This is a genomic window from Bacillus sp. FSL K6-0138 (genome assembly GCF_037982765.1).
Taxonomy (GTDB): Bacteria; Bacillota; Bacilli; order Bacillales; family Bacillaceae; genus Bacillus; species Bacillus glycinifermentans.
Genome location: NZ_CP150286.1, coordinates 2,826,480 through 2,845,136, shown reverse-complemented (window position 1 = coordinate 2,845,136; position 18,657 = coordinate 2,826,480). Strand labels below are relative to the sequence as shown.

Sequence of the window (18,657 nt, the reverse complement as noted above, 5' to 3'; positions counted from 1 at the left end):
TAGAATTGTAATACTTTAATACATAAGGAGGATCAGGATGTTCCTCAAACGTTTGGACGTAATAGGTTTTAAATCGTTTGCAGAACGAATTTCTGTAGATTTTGTTAAAGGTGTGACAGCCGTCGTCGGCCCGAATGGAAGCGGAAAAAGCAACATTACCGACGCGATCCGCTGGGTGCTCGGGGAACAGTCCGCCAAATCATTGCGCGGCGGCAAAATGGAAGACATCATTTTTGCCGGGAGCGACTCGCGGAAAAAGCTGAACCTCGCTGAGGTGACGCTGACGCTTGATAACGAAGACCACTTCCTTCCGATTGACTTTCACGAGGTCAGTGTAACGCGGAGGGTATACAGGTCCGGGGAAAGCGAATTTCTCATCAACAATCAGTCGTGCCGCCTGAAGGATATCATCGATCTCTTCATGGACTCCGGACTCGGAAAAGAAGCGTTTTCGATCATCAGCCAGGGGAAGGTCGAGGAAATCCTCAGCAGCAAAGCGGAAGAGCGGAGAAGCATCTTCGAAGAAGCGGCGGGCGTTTTAAAATATAAAACGAGAAAGAAAAAAGCCGAAAACAAGCTGTTTGAAACACAGGACAATTTGAACCGCGTGGAAGACATCCTCCATGAGCTTGAAAGTCAAGTCGAACCGCTGAAGATGCAGGCATCGATTGCGAAAGACTACCTCGAAAAAAAGGACGAGCTCGAAAAGATAGAAATCGCGTTGACGGCGTATGACATTGAGGAGCTTCACCAAAAATGGGAGGCGCTCAAACAAAAGGTCGAAAAAGCGAAAGATGAAGAAATGGCTTCCTCATCAGCAATCCAGGCGAAGGAAGCCAAAATCGAAGAGGCGAGGGATAAAATCCAGGCCCTTGACGAATCGGTTGATGAGCTTCAGCAGGTCCTCCTTTTGACAAGCGAGGAGCTTGAAAAGCTCGAAGGCAGAAAAGAAGTGCTGAAAGAGCGGAAAAAGAACGCGAGCCAAAACAGGGCCCAGCTTGAAGATACAATTGCCCAGCGCGGAGAAAAAGAAAACAGTCTGAAAGAAAAAATCGCCGCACAAAAGCTTGTGTTCGAAAAACTGCAGGCCGAAGCAAAGGGACTCGCTCAAGAGGTCAAAGAAAAAACGGCGGCGCTTTCAGTATACAGCGAAAATGTAGAAGAAGAGATCGAACAGCTCAAAAGCGACTATTTCGAGCTTCTGAATGAACAGGCGTCTCTGCGAAACGAGCTGCAGTTTTTAGACGATCAAATGTCCCAATCGAAAGCCGCGCAAAAACGGCTTGCCGACAACAATGAAAAATACTTAAGCGAACGGCGGGATATCGCCGAGCAAAAAGCAAAAGCCGAACACGAATTCGGCCTTTTCGAGGAGCGTCTCGCACAGCAGATCAAAGCATACCGCGACGCGCAGAAAAACTATGAGCTGAAGAAAAACGAATACGAAAAGAAAGAGTCGGCTCTTTACCAGGCGTATCAATATGTTCAGCAGGCGCGCTCGAAAAAAGAGATGCTTGAAGCCATGCAGGAGGATTTTTCGGGATTTTATCAAGGCGTCAAAGAAGTGTTGAAAGCGAGAAGCGAGCTGGCGGGCATCCACGGAGCGATCGCTGAGCTCGTCAAGACGGACGAAAGGTATGAGACGGCGGTCGAAATCGCTTTGGGCGCTTCTGCGCAGCACGTCGTGACCGAAAACGAGGACGCGGCAAGACAGGCGATTCAATATTTGAAAAAGCATTCGTCAGGACGTGCAACCTTTCTTCCGCTTTCTGTCATCAAAGAGCGCAGCATCCAGCCCCGCGACATCGAAGCTGCAAAAGAGCATCCGGCATTTATCGGGATCGCAAGCGAGCTCGTGTCGTTCGATCCCGTGTACAGGACGGTTGTGCAAAACCTGCTCGGCACCGTGCTCATCACCGAGCATTTAAAAGGGGCCAACGAGCTTGCCAAACGGCTTGGACACAGATACCGCATCGTTACGCTTGAAGGCGACGTCGTCAACCCGGGCGGATCGATGACCGGAGGAGCCGTCAAGAAGAAAAACAACTCTCTTTTGGGCCGAAACCGGGAGCTTGAAACAGCGGCAGAGCGCCTAAAGGTAATGGAAGAAAAAACCGAAGCGCTCGAAGCCGAAGTGAAAAGCTTAAAACAAGCGATTCAAAAGCTTGAACGAGAGCTTCAATCGCTGCGCGAAGACGGGGAGCGTTTGCGCGCTGAGCAGCAGGAGATCAAAGGGCGCCTCTATGAGCTTGAAATCGCCGAGAAAAACGTCAACAGCCACTTGGAGCTATACGACGAGGAAAAATCGGCGCTCCTGAAAGAAGACGACGAAAAGAAACAAAGGAAGGCAGAGCTCGAAGAAAAGCTTTCCGCCATGTCCGAAAGCTTAAAAGCGCTAGACGGGAAGATCGAGAGCCTGACGGAAAGAAAGCAGACGCAGACTTCAACCAAGGAGGCGCTGCAAAGCGAGCTTACAGATCTGAAGGTCGTTCTCGCCAAAACCGAGCAGTCATGTGCAAACGAACGGGAAAAGCTCGCAAGGCTTGAAGAGGAATTTGCCGAGAACGAAGAAGCGCTGAAGATTGCAAAAGAAGACCTGTCATTATTGACAAATGAGATGTCGTCCAGCACAAGCGGCGAGGAAAAGCTTGAAGAAGCCGCGAAGAAGAAACTGAACGATAAAAACAAAACCGCCGAGCTCATCGCTTCAAGAAGGGAGCAGCGGATGAAGCTGCAGCAGGGCCTTGAAACAGAAGAGCTTGAGCTGAAAGAAATGAAGCGCCAGTACAAACAAATGGCCGGGCTCCTGAAAGATGAAGAAGTCAAGCTCGGCCGCATGGAAGTCGAGCTTGACAACCTGCTGTCATTCCTGAGGGAGGAATACGGCCTCTCCTTTGAATGGGCGAAGGAAAAATATCCGCTTGAGCTCAGCCCCGAAGAGGCGAGAAAGCGCGTCAAGCTGATCAAGCTGGCGATCGAAGAGCTGGGCACCGTGAACCTCGGAAGCATTGAAGAATATGAAAGGGTCAATGAGCGCTACGTTTTCCTGACAGAGCAGAGAGACGATCTGCTTGAAGCGAAAAATACGCTCTTTCAGGTGATCGAGGAAATGGACGAGGAAATGACGAAGCGCTTTTCAGATACGTTTCAGCAAATCCGCTCCCATTTCGAAGACGTCTTCCGCGCGCTGTTCGGCGGCGGCAGAGCTGAACTGAATCTGACCGATCCGAATGACCTGCTTCAGTCGGGCGTAGACATCATCGCTCAGCCTCCGGGGAAAAAACTGCAAAACTTAAGCCTCCTCTCCGGCGGAGAACGGGCTCTGACGGCGATCGCCCTCTTGTTTTCGATCCTAAAGGTCAGACCCGTCCCGTTCTGCGTGCTTGATGAGGTTGAGGCCGCGCTTGACGAAGCGAACGTGTTCCGCTTTGCGCAATATTTGAAAAAATACAGCCACGAAACACAGTTTATCGTCATTACGCACAGAAAGGGAACGATGGAAGAAGCCGACGTTCTCTATGGCGTAACAATGCAGGAATCAGGCGTTTCCAAGCTTGTCTCCGTCAAGCTTGAAGATACGAAAGAATTAGTTCAATAAAGCGAGGTTACCAGTCATGAGCTTTTTTAAAAAACTGAAAGAAAAAATCACGAAGCAAACAGACTCAGTCTCAGGAAAGTTTAAAGAAGGGCTCGCCAAAACGAGAAACTCATTTCAGGAGAGGGTCAATGAGCTTGTCTCCCGCTACCGGAAAGTCGATGAAGATTTTTTCGAAGAGCTTGAAGAAGTGCTGATCGGAGCAGACGTCGGCGTGTCAACGGTGATGGAGCTGATCGATGAGCTGAAGACCGAGGTCAAACGAAGAAATATCCAGGATCCGAAGGAAGTGCGTTCCGTTATTTCCGAAAAGCTCGTCGACATTTATGAAGGCGGGGAGCAGGAAGCTTCAGAGCTCCGCGTAGAAGACGGACGCTTGAACATCATCCTGTTTGTCGGGGTCAACGGCGTCGGCAAAACGACGACGATCGGCAAGCTCGCCCACAAGTTTGTCAAAGAAGGCAAAAACGTTGTTCTCGCAGCAGGAGACACGTTCCGCGCCGGTGCGATCGACCAGCTTGAAGTGTGGGGAGAGCGGGTCGGTGCCCATGTCGTCAAACAGGCCGAAGGCTCAGATCCGGCAGCCGTCATCTATGATGCTGTTCAAGCCGCCAAAGCGCGCGGCGCCGATGTTCTGCTGTGCGACACGGCGGGACGTCTGCAAAACAAGGTGAACTTGATGAAAGAGCTTGAAAAAGTAAAGCGGGTCATCCAGCGCGAGGTTCCTGACGCGCCTCATGAAGTGCTGCTCGTTCTGGACGCGACGACAGGCCAAAACGCGATGACGCAGGCGAAGGAATTTTCCAAGGCGACCGATGTATCGGGCATTGTTCTGACAAAGCTCGACGGAACGGCAAAAGGAGGAATCGTCCTCGCCATCCGCCACGAGCTGAAGATTCCCGTCAAACTTGTCGGCCTCGGCGAAAAAATGGACGACCTGCAGCCGTTTGAAGCCGAATCCTACGTATACGGCCTGTTTTCCGATCTGATTGAAAAAGAAGAATAGCACGCGAAAGCCCCTATATAAAAGGGGTTTTCTTTTTAACAAACGCTGCAGGACATTATGACAAGATAAAAACTTGACAGATGAAAAAAATCAGCGTAAACTAGTGTATCGTAAAGGGATTTGACTTAACAAGGGGGAGAGTCTCATGACGCTTGAAAAAACAACGCGAATGAATTACCTGTTTGATTTTTATCAGTCGTTGTTGACATCAAAACAAAAAAGCTACATGTCGCTTTACTATTTAGACGATTTCTCCCTCGGCGAAATAGCTGAAGAATATCATGTCTCAAGACAGGCGGTCTATGACAACATCAAACGGACCGAGGCCATGCTTGAGCAATATGAAGAAAAGCTACTTTTGTTTAAAAAATTTCAAGAGCGCAAAAAGATTTTTGAAGAGCTGAGACAGCTGACTGCCGGTCAGCCTGAAGTGTCCCCGCTCATCGACGCGCTTGAGAAATTAGATTAGGAGGCGGCACTGAAAAATGGCATTCGAAGGATTAGCCGACCGACTGCAGCAAACGATTTCTAAAATCCGCGGAAAAGGAAAAGTAACGGAACAAGACGTCAAAGAAATGATGCGAGAAGTCCGTTTGGCGCTCCTTGAAGCGGACGTCAACTTTAAAGTCGTCAAAGATTTTGTGAAAAAGGTAAGCGAACGGGCCGTCGGGCAGGATGTCATGAAAAGCCTGACACCCGGACAGCAGGTCATTAAAGTCGTCAAAGAGGAGCTGACGGAGCTGATGGGCGGCGAAGAAAGCAAGATCGCCGCGGCAAAGCGCCCGCCAACCGTCATCATGATGGTCGGTCTGCAAGGGGCCGGTAAAACGACGACGACAGGAAAGCTTGCCAACCTGCTTCGCAAAAAACATAACCGCAACCCGCTGCTCGTGGCAGCGGATATATACCGCCCGGCTGCGATCAAGCAGCTGGAAACGCTCGGCAAACAGCTCGATATGCCGGTATTCTCGCTCGGAGACCAGGTCAGCCCTGTCGACATTGCCAAACAGGCAATCGAAAAGGCGAAAGAAGACCACCACGACTATGTGATCATCGATACGGCGGGACGCCTTCATATTGATGAAGAGCTGATGGATGAGCTGGAAAAGGTAAAAGAAACGGCTCAGCCGGAAGAAATCTTCCTTGTCGTCGATTCCATGACGGGTCAAGATGCGGTAAACGTTGCCAAAAGCTTTAATGAACAGCTTGGCGTGACAGGCGTCATCCTTACAAAACTTGACGGTGATACGAGGGGCGGAGCGGCCTTGTCGATCCGCGCCGTGACGAACACGCCGATCAAATTTGCCGGAATGGGCGAAAAGCTTGATGCCCTTGAACCGTTCCATCCCGAGCGGATGGCTTCGCGGATTCTCGGAATGGGCGATGTGCTCACCCTGATCGAAAAAGCCCAAGCCAACGTCGATCAAGAAAAGGCGAAAGAGCTCGAACAGAAAATGAAAAATATGAGCTTCACCCTTGACGACTTTTTGGAACAGCTCGGGCAAGTCCGCAACATGGGACCGCTTGAAGAGCTGATTCAAATGATGCCTGGCGCAGGCAAAATGAAAGGCTTAAAAAACGTAAAGGTTGACGAAAAACAGCTCAGCCACGTCGAAGCGATCATCAAGTCCATGACGGGGAAAGAAAAAGAGCAGCCGGAGATCATCAATGCCAGCAGACGCAAACGGATTGCCAAAGGGAGCGGGACATCCGTCCAGGAAGTCAACCGTCTGCTAAAGCAATTTGATGAAATGAAAAAAATGATGAAGCAGATGACAAACATGACAAAAGGGAAGAAAAAAGGATTTAAATTGCCCTTCATGTAATCTTGTTTTCAAATGATAAAACCGTTGTTAAGAAAAAACACTTTACAAACACTTTTATCATTGTTAATATACTATCTTGTTGAAATATTTTCGGAGGTGCTAGTAAAATGGCAGTAAAAATTCGTTTAAAACGCATGGGAGCTAAAAAATCTCCTTTCTATCGTATCGTTGTAGCAGATTCTCGTTCGCCGCGTGACGGCCGTTTCATCGAAACAGTCGGAACTTACAACCCGGTGGCAAAACCTGCGGAAGTGAAAATCGATGAAGAGCTTGCGCTGAAATGGCTTCAAACGGGAGCTAAACCGTCTGACACGGTTCGCAACCTTTTCTCAAAAGAAGGCATTATGGAAAAATTCCACAACGCTAAACAAAGCAAGTAATGAGTGATCTGCACTTGGAAGAACTGATTGTATCTTTGGTCAAACCGCTTGTGGATCACCCGGATGACATACAGGTATCCAAAGAGGAAAGCGAACGGCGGATCGTCTTTCGCCTTTCCGTCAACAAAGAGGATACCGGCAAAATCATCGGCAAAAAAGGGCGGACTGCAAGAGCGATACGTTCTGTCGTATTTGCGGCCGGCGCACAGTCTTCTAAGAAAGTTCAACTAGAGATCGCAGACTAAGGGGAGAGGGTGAAAACCTCCCCCTTTTTTATCATGTGGGAAACATCAAAACAGATGACAAATTCCGCGTCAGTCGGCCATGCTACGCCGCCGGATAACAGGGAAGAAAAATCACGGGGACAGTAGGTGATGATGCCATGCAAATTATCCAACGTGTTACCGTTATGCAGGTTTTAACCGAAAACAGCAAAAAAAAGCTGCTGGCTTCTTTTGAAGAAAGAAAAGAAACCCTTGAGCGCGAATGCAACCAGCTTTATTTTCAGCTGAGAAAGCACGAAAAAGAACACCACAATCCGGCGGCAACCGAATCGTTCAAAAAAGAAATCGAAAAACGCCAGGATAAAATCAAAATCATCGATTTTCAAATCAATCAGATCCACACGCTCCCGCTGGGCAGCGAAGTGAAAGAAAAAGAGATTGATGCTTTAATGGAGATCGAAGTCGGTGACAATTGGCATGATATGACAGAGGGTAAAACAATCGTGATTAAAGACGGAATTGTCATTGAAATTCGTCCGAGGTGAAGAAATGCAGAAACAATGGTTTAATGTAGGGAAAATTGTCAATACTCATGGGGTAAAAGGTGAAGTCCGCGTAATTTCGAAAACCGACTTTCCCGAAGAACGGTACAAGCCGGGAAATACGCTCTATTTGTTCATGGAGGGAAAAGAGCCTGTTCAGGTGACCGTCGGCTCTCACAGGCTTCACAAACAGTTTCATCTCTTGCAGTTCGAAGAGATCTCCACTTTGACTGAAGCCGAAACGTTAAAAAACGCCTTGATTAAAGTTCCCGAAGACCAATTAAGCCCATTGGCAGAAGACGAATATTATTTTCACGAAATCATCGGCTGTGACGTTTTCTCGGAAGAAGGAGATCTGATCGGCAAAGTAAAAGAAATTTTGACTCCCGGTGCTAACGATGTCTGGGTTGTCGGGCGCCAGGGGAAAAAAGACGCGCTCATCCCTTATATCGATGCCGTTGTCAAAGACATCAACGTCAAAGACAAAACGATCAAGATTCATATCATGGAAGGATTACTTGACGAATGAGAATTGATTTTTTAACGCTTTTTCCGGAGATGTTTGAAGGCGTGCTGGGCTCTTCCATTCTGCAAAAAGCCCAGGAAAAAAATGCCGTCGACTTTCACGTAGTGAACTTTCGCGCTTATTCCGACAATAAGCATCAAACCGTTGATGATTATCCGTACGGCGGTGGGGCGGGAATGGTGTTAAAACCGCAGCCCGTCTTTGATGCGGTCGAAAAGCTGACAGAAGAAGCAGGCAGATCTCCAAGAATCATCCTCGTCTGCCCCCAAGGCGAGCGCTATACACAGAAGAAGGCGGAAGAGCTGGCAAAAGAGGAGCATCTCCTGTTCATTTGCGGCCATTATGAAGGATATGATGAACGGATCAGAGAGCATCTCGCCACTGACGAGATTTCGATCGGGGACTTCGTCCTGACGGGCGGCGAGCTTCCTGCCATGATGATCGCCGACAGCGTTGTGAGACTTCTGCCGGGCGTGCTCGGCAAGGAAGAGTCGCACCTTGAAGACTCTTTCAGCACCGGGCTGCTCGAGCACCCTCACTACACGCGGCCGGCGGATTATAAAGGCATGAAGGTGCCGGAGGTTCTCACATCAGGAAACCATGCGAAGATTAAAGAGTGGAGGCGGAAAGAGTCTCTCAAACGGACGTTTCTAAGACGGCCCGATCTTCTCGAAGACTATCCTTTGTCAGACGAAGAAAGAAAATGGATTTCAGAGTGGGAAAACCGATAGATTCTATTGCATGGCGGGAAAAGGTATGATATGATACTACTTGTGACTCAAACGGGGGTTTCGTTTGAGTTTGAAAACGATGTTCCGCTGTGTGAGGTTATTCGCTCATGAGCATCTGTTGGAAGGAGTTGAAGACGATGCAAAAATTGATTGAAGAAATCACAAAAGAACAATTGCGCACTGACTTGCCTGCGTTCCGTCCTGGTGACACTCTTCGCGTACACGTGAAAGTCGTCGAGGGTAACCGCGAGCGTATTCAGGTATTCGAAGGTGTTGTGATTAAGCGTCGTGGTGGCGGAATCAGCGAAACTTTCACAGTTCGTAAGGTTTCTTACGGTGTCGGAGTTGAGCGTACATTCCCATTGCACACACCGAAAATCGCGAAAATCGAAGTTGTCCGCCATGGTAAAGTACGCCGTGCGAAACTTTATTACTTGCGCGAACTTCGTGGAAAAGCGGCTCGTATTAAAGAAATCAGACGATAATGATAGCGAACGAAAAGAGCTTGTTAACCATAACAAGCTCTTTTTTTGTAAAAGAAGTATAAAATCATTCTGCCTTTTAAAAGATAGCAGTAACAGAAGGAAGGTGTCCGTCATATGGTAATTCAATGGTTTCCCGGGCATATGGCCAAAGCGAGGCGGGAAGTAACGGAAAAGCTGAAACTAATCGACATCGTATATGAGCTGGTAGACGCCAGAATTCCGATGTCTTCGCGAAACCCGATGATCGAAGAGATCCTCAAGAATAAACCGCGAATCATGCTGCTCAATAAAGCGGATAAAGCCGATTCCGCGGTGACGAACCAATGGAAAAAGCACTTTGAAGCAGACGGGATTCCCTCGCTTGCGATTAACTCCGTTAACGGCCAGGGGTTAAATCAAATCCTGCCGGCTTCAAAAGAGCTGCTCAAAGAAAAATTTGATAAAATGAAAGCAAAAGGCGTAAAGCCGAGGGCGATTCGGGCATTGATCGTCGGCATTCCGAACGTCGGCAAGTCGACCTTGATCAACCGGCTCGCCAAAAAGAACATTGCGAAAACCGGCGACAGACCGGGGGTTACGACCGCACAGCAATGGGTGAAAGTCGGAAAAGAGCTTGAACTTCTCGATACGCCGGGCATTTTATGGCCGAAGTTTGAGGATGAGCTCGTCGGATTAAAGCTGGCGGCAACTGGGGCCATTAAAGATTCGATCATCAATTTGCAGGATGTCGCGGTTTTCGCTTTGCGCTTTTTGGAAGAGCATTATCCCGACCGCTTAAAAAAGCGCTACGATTTAGCGGACATTCCGGAAGAGATCGCACGTTTGTTTGATGAGATCGGCAAAAAGCGCGGCTGTCTGATGGCAGGCGGAGAGATTAATTATGACAAAACGACAGAAGTGATCATCCGGGATATCCGCACCGAAAAATTCGGCCCGCTCTCTTTTGAGAAGCCTATAGACGATTAAGGCGCGCTTTTAAAAAGGCGGGTCTTTATTTTTGCGGGAGAAGCGCCGATAAGAAAAATAGGGGAGAAGAGAAGTGAAATCACTAACCGTAAAAGAAATCAAAGAACATCTTCAATCGGTGAAAGAAGAGCACGACCCTTTTATCGAGCAGTGTAAAAAAGATGAGCGAAAAAGCGTTCAAGCCCTTGTCAGCGCATGGCTGAAGAAAAACGAAAAGCTCTCGGCCATGCGGGAAGAGTGGCGGGTGATGACGTCTATGGAGCAGCGTTTAAGAGCGGAGGGCTGCCGTTATATCGCCGGAATAGATGAAGCCGGAAGAGGCCCTTTGGCAGGCCCTGTCGTGGCCGCCGCCGTCATCTTAAAAGAGGACTGTGAAATACTCGGTTTGACGGATTCTAAAAAGCTGTCAAAGCAAAAAAGGGAAGATTACTATTCTTACATTATGGAAGAAGCGGTTGCTGTCGGCGTCGGAATTTGCGATTCAGCCGTGATCGATGACGTGAATATTTACGAAGCGTCGAAGCTTGCGATGGTCAAAGCCGTTCAAGCGCTGTCCGCGGCTCCAGACTACCTTTTGCTGGACGCGATGTCGCTTCCTTTGGACACGAAGCAGTCCTCGATTATAAAAGGAGACGCCAAAAGCGCGTCGATCGCCGCCGGCGCATGCATCGCCAAAGTAACGAGAGACAGGCTGATGGACGAATACGCCGCAAGCTATCCGATGTACGGTTTTGAAAAACATAAAGGCTACGGGACGAAGGAACACCTTGAAGCCCTTGCCAAATACGGACCGTCACCGATTCACCGAAGATCGTTCGCCCCTGTTCAAGCCTATTTATAAATCATAAAAGGGAGCAGGATGCCGGTGATGCTGAACGACATACATAACAGCCTGATAAAACAATTTGAAAAGTCGGATTCTATAAAGCAGATCATGGGGACGGAGACAGATCAGAAAAGGCTGATGCTCGGAAAGGTTCTCCGCTTCATCAGCGGACAATTGGCTGAAATTCAGATCGGCAATTCGGTGCTGCAGGGAAAACTGGAAACGCCGCTTGCCGCAAATACATACTATTGGTTTTCTTATGAGAAGAAACCGGATGAGCCGGCAGGCCGGCTTCAAGTCGTCGAGACGTTTGACCAAAATCCGAAAACGATGCAGGATGCCGCTGTTAAGCTGTTAAACGGGCTCTCATTGAAACGTACGAATGAAGCCTTATTTCTGGTCGGAGCGATGCTGAAAGAACAACAGCCCATCAAGGAAAACGACTTAAAAGCGGCCGTTAAATGGCTTGAAAATCTGCCGAAATCAGATGCCCAGAAAGGAACGGATGCCGTCATGTTTGCATTGAAGCGCGAGCTGCCGGTTCATCCCGGCGTGCTGGATTCGATTCTGGCCGTAAAAGATCCGGCTCCCCTCCACAAACAGATTGCAGAAACTTTTGAGATGATCAATAGGGAGCCGCAGCAAACGGCAAGTATGGAAAAGCTCAAGCAAGCGCTGCTGCCGATTTTGCAGTCGGAAACAGAGGTTCATGCCGAAAAGCTCATTCAAGTACTGAAAGAGCTCACTGTATCGGCCGGCAAGGACACGAAGCAAACCGCTCAGCCCCTTCTGCAGGCGGATGCACCCGAACGGGGAATTCCTCGGCAATTTCAGGCGGTACAGGAAAGAATAACGGTAAAACAGAGGCCAGAGAGCCTTGAATTAGCGGCCGCGGAACGCCTGCTCGCAAAATTGGCCGCACAGGCTGACCATAACGGTACAACTCCCGTTAAAGAGGCAGTAAACTGGTTGAAAGCGACCGAAGCTAAACAGCCTGTGGCGCTTCACGCCGATCTGGGCGCATTGTCGGAAAACGAGATGGACGTATTGCGGAATGTCATCAGGGAAACAGCGCCCTCATTGACGAATAAAGCGGATGCGCTCGCCTTCCTTTTTAAAGCGAAAGACCTTTTTGGCGTCAAAGACGAGCTGTCATTCATTAAAGCGCTCGACAGCGGAAGAACCTTGAAAGATGGGGGGCTTCACTCATTAAAGCTGCTTTTGAACGAGGTGAGGCATTCCCAGGACCTTCCGGCTCCTGTCAGGCAGGAAGCGGAGCAGATCTTTCACCGTTTAAACGGCCAGCTGTTTCTGCAGCAGGACAATACCGCGCAAAGCCAGCTGTTTCTTTCGTATCCTTTGTTTTCAAAGAACGGGGTACAGGATTTGACGGTTTTCTTAAAGGGAAAAAAGAAGGAAGACGGAAAAATCGATCCGTCCCAATGCCGCCTCATGTTTTATCTTCAGTTGGAGGGATTGAAGGAGACGGTTGTCGATTGCTTTATCCAGCAAAACGTCATGACGGTTACGATCGAGACCGGCTTTGATTTGGAGCCGCTCATTGAGCCTTTGATCCCCGTCCTGAAAGAAAACGTGAAAGAGCTGGGCTACAGCCTGTCAAGCGTCACGGCGAAACAGCGCGAAAACATTGAAATCGCGCCGATTTTAGAGCGTCAGTTTGAACGGGTCACAGAAAGCGCCCTGGATGTGAAAATATGAAGGAATCTTTGTTAAGAAGGGCTGTCGCTCTTCACTATGATGAAATGAAAGACAAGGCGCCGAAAGTCGTTGCCAAGGGATCGGGTCTGACAGCCGAAAAGATCATTGAAGAAGCGAAAAAAGCGGGCGTTCCGATTCAGGAGGACCCGACGCTTGTCGAATTGATGCGCCACCTGGAGCTTGACGATCATATCCCGGAAGCGCTGTATGAAATCGTTGCCGAGATCTTTTCGTTCATCTATACGTTGGATGAAAAAGTGAAAATGAGGGAATGACCTTTGCGAAAAAGGCATTCCCTTTATTAATTTTTATATTTTCAATAAAATAAAAGTTTGAATGTTTAGAAGGATTTTACGATTTCTCATTGAAACCTAGACAATCGATCTATGATTATATAAAATGAAAGCGCAGTCTATTTTTATTTTTGCTACATAAGTTAGGAGGATGGGAAATGAATATCCATGAGTACCAAGGGAAAGAGGTCCTCAGAAAATACGGGGTGACTGTTCCGGAAGGTAAAGTGGCATTTACAGCAGATGAAGCGGTCAAAGCGGCAGAATCACTGTCGGGCCCAGTTTATGTCGTGAAAGCTCAAATTCATGCAGGAGGCCGCGGCAAAGCAGGAGGGGTAAAAATTGCAAAATCAACAGACGAAGTGAAAGCCTATGCGGAAGAACTGCTGGGGAAAACGCTCGTCACTCATCAGACGGGTCCTGACGGCCGCGAAATAAAACGCTTACTTATCGAAGAAGGCTGCGATATTAAAAAGGAATATTACGTCGGGCTTGTTCTTGACAGGGCGACATCGCGCATCGTCCTGATGGCTTCTGAAGAAGGCGGAACGGAGATCGAGGAAGTCGCCGAAAAAACGCCGGAAAAAATCGTCAAAGAAGTCATTGATCCGGCTGTCGGACTGCAAAGCTATCAAGCGAAGAAAATCGCTTTTGCGATCAACATTCCCAAAGAGCTCGTCAACCAGGCCGTGAAATTCATGATGGGCCTGTACACTGCTTTTGTTGAAAAGGACTGCTCCATCGCCGAAATCAACCCGCTCGTCGTCACTGGAGACGGGAAGGTCATGGCGCTTGACGCAAAGCTCAATTTCGACAGCAATGCTTTATACAGGCAAAAAGACATATTGGAATACAGGGATCTTGATGAAGAAGATCCGAAGGAAATTGAAGCATCAAAATACGATTTAAGCTATATTTCACTGGACGGCAACATCGGGTGCATGGTCAACGGAGCGGGGCTTGCGATGTCGACCATGGACATCATCAAACACTATGGAGGGGAACCGGCCAACTTTCTTGACGTAGGAGGCGGCGCAACAGCCGAAAAGGTAACGGAAGCTTTCAAGATCATCTTGTCTGACCAAAATGTAAAAGGGATCTTCGTCAACATTTTCGGCGGCATCATGAAGTGCGACGTCATTGCAGAAGGCGTTGTAGAAGCGACAAAACAAGTCGGTTTGACATTGCCGCTTGTCGTTCGATTGGAAGGAACAAACGTGGATCTCGGCAAGAAGATCCTCGATGAGTCAGGACTCAATATCACGTCTGCGGAATCGATGGCTGACGGCGCGCAGAAAATCGTATCCTTAGTGAAGTAAGAAAGGCAGGGGGACCAAAATGAGTGTATTTATTAATAAAGACACAAAAGTCATTGTTCAAGGGATAACAGGTTCAACCGCTTTGTTTCATACAAAGCAGATGCTCGAATACGGAACAAAAATCGTCGGCGGTGTGACGCCGGGCAAAGGCAGAACAGAGGTTGAAGGGGTGCCTGTGTTCAATACGGTGGAAGACGCGGTAAACGAAACGGGAGCGACCGCATCTGTCATTTATGTCCCGGCGCCATTTGCCGCAGACGCGATTATGGAAGCGGTTGACGCTGAGCTTGAGCTCGTCATCTGCATCACCGAGCATATTCCGGTGCTTGACATGGTAAAAGTGAAACGATTTATGGAAGGCAAGAAAACAAGGCTGATCGGGCCGAACTGTCCGGGAGTCATCACGCCTGAGGAATGCAAAATCGGCATCATGCCGGGATACATTCATAAAAAAGGCCATGTCGGAGTCGTGTCGCGGTCTGGAACGCTTACATATGAAGCGGTTCATCAGCTGTCAGAAGCCGGAATCGGCCAGTCGACGGCAGTCGGAATCGGCGGAGACCCTGTGAACGGCACGAACTTCATCGATGTGCTGAAAGCATTTAATGAAGATCCTGAGACACATGCGGTGATCATGATCGGGGAAATCGGCGGAACAGCCGAAGAAGAAGCGGCAGAATGGGTCAAAGCAAACATGACTAAACCTGTCGTCGGCTTTATCGGCGGAAAAACGGCGCCTCCCGGAAAGCGGATGGGCCATGCCGGCGCCATCATTTCTGGAGGAAAAGGCACGGCTGACGAAAAGATTAAAACGATGAATGCTTGCGGAATCGAAGTCGCGGAAACACCTTCAGTCATGGGTGAAACGCTGATTAAGGTCCTGAAGGAAAAAGGACTTTACGAAACCTGCAAGACACACTGATTTATCGTCCCTTAGCGGGAATAGTCCGAACGGTCTATTCCTGCTTTTTTATCATGGAGATTTCGTACGATACTTTATAATGGAGGTTTTCGAATGAATGACAAGTGCGGGCTTTTAATATTGCTTCGCCTGTACAGCAACCTTTCCCCTTCCCTCTTGTTTAAATGGTGGAAGGAAGACCCGTCCTTATCGCTTGCGGAAGATAAGAACCACTCTCTAAAAAAGCTGTCATCGAAAAGCATAAACGTCGGCGCCATCCGAAAGCTGGCCGAAAAAGAGCTTCCGAATGTTAAGCAGATCATCGCAAGCTACCGCGAAAACGGAATAAGCGTAATTGCGATTTCGTCCCCTGAATATCCACCCCTGCTGAAAACGATCCACGACCCGCCTCCCGTTCTTTTTCTCAAAGGAAACAAAACCCTTCTTTATGAAAAAAGGCTCATCGGCATTGTGGGAACCCGAAATCCTTCACAGTACGGCGAAAATGCGGCTTCCTACTTTGCCAGAGCGCTCAGCAAAAAGGAATGGACAATCGTCAGCGGGCTTGCCAAAGGGATCGACGGTCACGCCCATCGGGAGACAATCCGTTCAAAAGGAAGAACGATCGGCATCATCGCCGGCGGATTCAACTGCATATATCCTCGTGAAAACCGTCTGCTTGCCCAACAGATGGCCGAAAGCCATCTTCTGGTGTCAGAGCACCTACCCGATACAAAACCCCAAAAATGGCACTTTCCGCAGCGAAATCGGCTGATCAGCGGCTTAACAGAAGGAATCGTCGTCATTCAGGGCAAGGAAAAAAGCGGCTCGCTCATCACCGCCTACCAGGCGCTCGAACAAGGCAGGGAAGTATTTGCGGTGCCTGGTTCAATATTTGACGAAAATTCAAAAGGACCGGCCGGGCTGATCCAGGAAGGAGCAAAACTCGTCTCAAGCGTAGACGATATTCTCGGTGAGCTTCCGGCATTTCAGGCCCGTTATACGGAATCCGTTTAGAATTATCGTTTGACAAACCGTATATGAATATTTAATAATAGTGAGGATTTCAAGTTTAAACGCTTTAATCAGCGTTCATCATATAAAAGGAAATAAATCAGACGTTTTTAATCAACATCATCACTATATAAACGGCGATTATGATGAATACAATAAAAAGGCTAAATTGATAAGAGAGAGAACACCTCTTGAGGGGGATAATGTGATGTCCGAATACTTAGTCATCGTGGAATCGCCTGCAAAGGCGAAAACGATTGAACGATACTTAGGAAAAAAATACAAAGTAAAAGCATCGATGGGGCATGTCAGAGATCTGCCGAAAAGCCAAATGGGAGTTGACATCGAGCGGAACTTTGAACCAAAATACATTACGATCCGCGGGAAAGGACCGGTTCTGAAGGATTTAAAAACGGCGGCGAAAAAAGCGAAAAAAGTATATCTCGCAGCCGACCCCGACAGGGAAGGGGAAGCCATCGCATGGCACCTTGCCCACAGTCTGGATTTAGATTTAAATTCAGACTGCCGCGTCGTATTTAACGAAATTACAAAAGACGCGATCAAAGATTCGTTTAAGCATCCGCGCATGATCAACATGGATCTCGTAGATGCCCAGCAGGCGCGAAGGGTGCTTGACCGCCTCGTCGGTTATAAAATCAGTCCGATTTTATGGAAAAAAGTCAAAAAAGGGTTAAGCGCGGGACGCGTGCAATCTGTTGCGCTCCGCCTGATCATTGACCGCGAAAAAGAAATCAACGAGTTCAAACCCGAGGAATACTGGACGATTGAAGGCACGTTCCTGAAAGGAAAAGAAGCCTTTGAAGCCAGCTTCTTCGGCATCCGCGGCGAGAAGCATCCATTAAAAAGCGAAGACGATGTCAAACAGATCCTTTCACAGATCAAAGGAAACAAATTTGATGTCAAAAAGGTAACGAAAAAAGAGCGCAAACGAAATCCGGCTCTGCCGTTTACAACGTCAACATTGCAGCAGGAAGCCGCGCGCAAATTAAATTTCCGGGCGAAGAAAACGATGATGATCGCCCAGCAGTTATATGAGGGAATCGATCTTGGAAAAGAAGGAACGGTCGGGCTCATTACGTATATGAGAACGGATTCAACCCGCATCTCAAACACGGCCCAGGAAGAAGCCGCCGCTTTTATCGGCGAAAACTACGGAAAAGAATTTTTGGGCAGCAAACGAAAGCCCGCCAAAAAGAATGAAAACGCCCAGGATGCTCACGAAGCGATCAGGCCGACTTCAGTGCTAAGGAAGCCTTCAGAGCTGAAAGCCGTGCTGGGCAGAGACCAGCTTAGACTATACAAGCTGATTTGGGAACGCTTCGTCGCGAGCCAAATGGCGCCGGCCACTTTGGATACGATGAGCGTCGACCTTGAAAATAACGGATTGACATTCCGGGCGAACGGAAGTAAAGTCAAATTTTCCGGTTTTATGAAAGTGTATGTTGAAGGAAAAGACGACCAGTTGGAGGAAAAGAACAAGATGCTCCCTGACCTGGCAGAAGGGGATACGGTTCTTTCCAAGGACATCGAACCCGAACAGCACTTCACCCAGCCGCCTCCCCGCTATACGGAAGCAAGGCTTGTCAAAACGCTTGAAGAGCTGGGCATCGGGCGTCCGTCCACATACGCTCCTACGCTTGACACCATTCAAAAGCGGGGATATGTCGCGCTTGATAACAAACGCTTTGTGCCGACAGAACTCGGCGGTATCGTCCTTGATCTCATTATGGAGTTTTTCCCTGAAATCATTAACGTTGAGTTCACGGCGAAAATGGAAAAAGAGCTTGATGACGTCGAAGACGGAAACATCGAGTGGGTGCAGATCATCGATTCATTTTATAAGGACTTTGAAAAGCGCGTGAAAAAAGCGGAAGCAGAGATGCAGGAAGTCGAAATCGAACCCGAGTATGCAGGCGTCGACTGTGAAGAATGCGGCCATCCGATGGTATACAAAATGGGCCGTTACGGAAAATTCATGGCTTGCTCCAATTTTCCAGACTGCCGCAATACCAAGCCGATCGTCAAAGAGATCGGAGTCAAATGCCCGTCCTGCAAAATCGGCAACATCGTCGAACGCAAATCGAAAAAACGCCGCATCTTTTACGGCTGCGACCGTTACCCTGAATGCGAATTTGTATCATGGGATAAACCCCTTGAGCGCAAATGTCCGAAATGCGGGGACATGCTCGTCGAGAAAAAGCTCAAAAAAGGCGTTCAGGTGCAATGCGTGGGCTGCGATTATAAGGAAGAACAACAAAAGTAGCGGTGAGCAGGGCTTTGCTC

Annotated in this window: 18 protein-coding genes; all 18 read left to right on the top strand. The window is 48.5% G+C overall.

Going from position 1 to position 18,657, the window contains the following annotated elements; genetic code table 11:
• Positions 1 to 37 precede the first annotated feature (37 nt).
• The 18 genes from smc to topA all read left to right on the top strand — a co-directional run bounded on the left by smc (position 38) and on the right by topA (position 18,637).
• Complete coding sequence (smc, locus tag MHB78_RS15160; RefSeq protein ID WP_046128988.1) at positions 38 to 3,598, top strand: chromosome segregation protein SMC; 3,561 nt, start codon at positions 38 to 40, stop codon at positions 3,596 to 3,598.
• 16 nt (positions 3,599 to 3,614) lie between these two features.
• A complete protein-coding gene (gene ftsY, locus MHB78_RS15155; RefSeq protein ID WP_046128987.1) occupies positions 3,615 to 4,601 on the top strand; it encodes a signal recognition particle-docking protein FtsY in 987 nt (328 codons plus the stop codon).
• A gap of 145 nt (positions 4,602 to 4,746) precedes the next feature.
• Positions 4,747 to 5,070, top strand: coding sequence for a putative DNA-binding protein (locus MHB78_RS15150; protein WP_046128986.1), 324 nt, complete (start codon positions 4,747 to 4,749; stop codon positions 5,068 to 5,070).
• 16 nt (positions 5,071 to 5,086) lie between these two features.
• Complete coding sequence (gene ffh / locus MHB78_RS15145; protein ID WP_046128985.1) at positions 5,087 to 6,427, top strand: signal recognition particle protein; 1,341 nt, start codon at positions 5,087 to 5,089, stop codon at positions 6,425 to 6,427.
• Between the two features lie 107 nt (positions 6,428 to 6,534).
• Positions 6,535 to 6,807, top strand: coding sequence for a 30S ribosomal protein S16 (gene rpsP / locus MHB78_RS15140; RefSeq protein WP_006638197.1), 273 nt, complete (start codon positions 6,535 to 6,537; stop codon positions 6,805 to 6,807).
• Positions 6,807 to 7,052: a KH domain-containing protein gene (locus MHB78_RS15135; RefSeq protein WP_046128984.1), complete on the top strand. Its 246-nt coding sequence runs from the start codon at positions 6,807 to 6,809 to the stop codon at positions 7,050 to 7,052. Before rpsP ends, MHB78_RS15135 begins: the two co-directional genes overlap by 1 nt.
• Before the next feature lie 137 nt (positions 7,053 to 7,189).
• Positions 7,190 to 7,576, top strand: a complete 387-nt coding sequence (locus MHB78_RS15130) for a YlqD family protein (RefSeq protein ID WP_046128983.1) — start codon at positions 7,190 to 7,192, stop codon at positions 7,574 to 7,576.
• A gap of 4 nt (positions 7,577 to 7,580) precedes the next feature.
• Positions 7,581 to 8,102 (top strand): ribosome maturation factor RimM, encoded by a 522-nt coding sequence (gene rimM, locus MHB78_RS15125; protein ID WP_046128982.1) that lies wholly within the window; start codon positions 7,581 to 7,583, stop codon positions 8,100 to 8,102.
• A complete protein-coding gene (gene trmD / locus MHB78_RS15120) occupies positions 8,099 to 8,830 on the top strand; it encodes a tRNA (guanosine(37)-N1)-methyltransferase TrmD (protein ID WP_046128981.1) in 732 nt (243 codons plus the stop codon). The genes rimM and trmD overlap by 4 nt, the downstream gene beginning before the upstream one ends.
• A 137-nt stretch (positions 8,831 to 8,967) precedes the next feature.
• The gene (gene rplS, locus MHB78_RS15115) at positions 8,968 to 9,315 is read left to right on the top strand and encodes a 50S ribosomal protein L19 (protein ID WP_046128980.1); all 348 of its coding nucleotides are present in this window, start codon (positions 8,968 to 8,970) and stop codon (positions 9,313 to 9,315) included.
• Between the two features lie 114 nt (positions 9,316 to 9,429).
• Entirely contained in the window at positions 9,430 to 10,281 is an 852-nt protein-coding gene (ylqF, locus tag MHB78_RS15110) for a ribosome biogenesis GTPase YlqF (RefSeq protein WP_046128979.1), read from the top strand.
• A 73-nt stretch (positions 10,282 to 10,354) separates the two neighbouring features.
• Positions 10,355 to 11,122 carry a ribonuclease HII gene (locus tag MHB78_RS15105; protein ID WP_046128978.1) on the top strand — a complete coding sequence of 256 codons (768 nt, stop codon included), beginning with the start codon at positions 10,355 to 10,357 and terminating at the stop codon, positions 11,120 to 11,122.
• Between the two features lie 27 nt (positions 11,123 to 11,149).
• Complete coding sequence (locus MHB78_RS15100; protein ID WP_231947445.1) at positions 11,150 to 12,826, top strand: hypothetical protein; 1,677 nt, start codon at positions 11,150 to 11,152, stop codon at positions 12,824 to 12,826.
• Positions 12,823 to 13,101: a FlhB-like flagellar biosynthesis protein gene (locus MHB78_RS15095; protein ID WP_046128976.1), complete on the top strand. Its 279-nt coding sequence runs from the start codon at positions 12,823 to 12,825 to the stop codon at positions 13,099 to 13,101. Before MHB78_RS15100 ends, MHB78_RS15095 begins: the two co-directional genes overlap by 4 nt.
• A gap of 176 nt (positions 13,102 to 13,277) precedes the next feature.
• Entirely contained in the window at positions 13,278 to 14,438 is a 1,161-nt protein-coding gene (gene sucC, locus MHB78_RS15090; protein WP_046128975.1) for an ADP-forming succinate--CoA ligase subunit beta, read from the top strand.
• Between the two features lie 19 nt (positions 14,439 to 14,457).
• Entirely contained in the window at positions 14,458 to 15,360 is a 903-nt protein-coding gene (sucD, locus tag MHB78_RS15085) for a succinate--CoA ligase subunit alpha (RefSeq protein WP_046128974.1), read from the top strand.
• Between the two features lie 93 nt (positions 15,361 to 15,453).
• A complete protein-coding gene (gene dprA / locus MHB78_RS15080) occupies positions 15,454 to 16,356 on the top strand; it encodes a DNA-processing protein DprA (protein WP_046128973.1) in 903 nt (300 codons plus the stop codon).
• Between the two features lie 205 nt (positions 16,357 to 16,561).
• Entirely contained in the window at positions 16,562 to 18,637 is a 2,076-nt protein-coding gene (gene topA / locus MHB78_RS15075; protein ID WP_046128972.1) for a type I DNA topoisomerase, read from the top strand.
• Positions 18,638 to 18,657 lie beyond the last annotated feature (20 nt).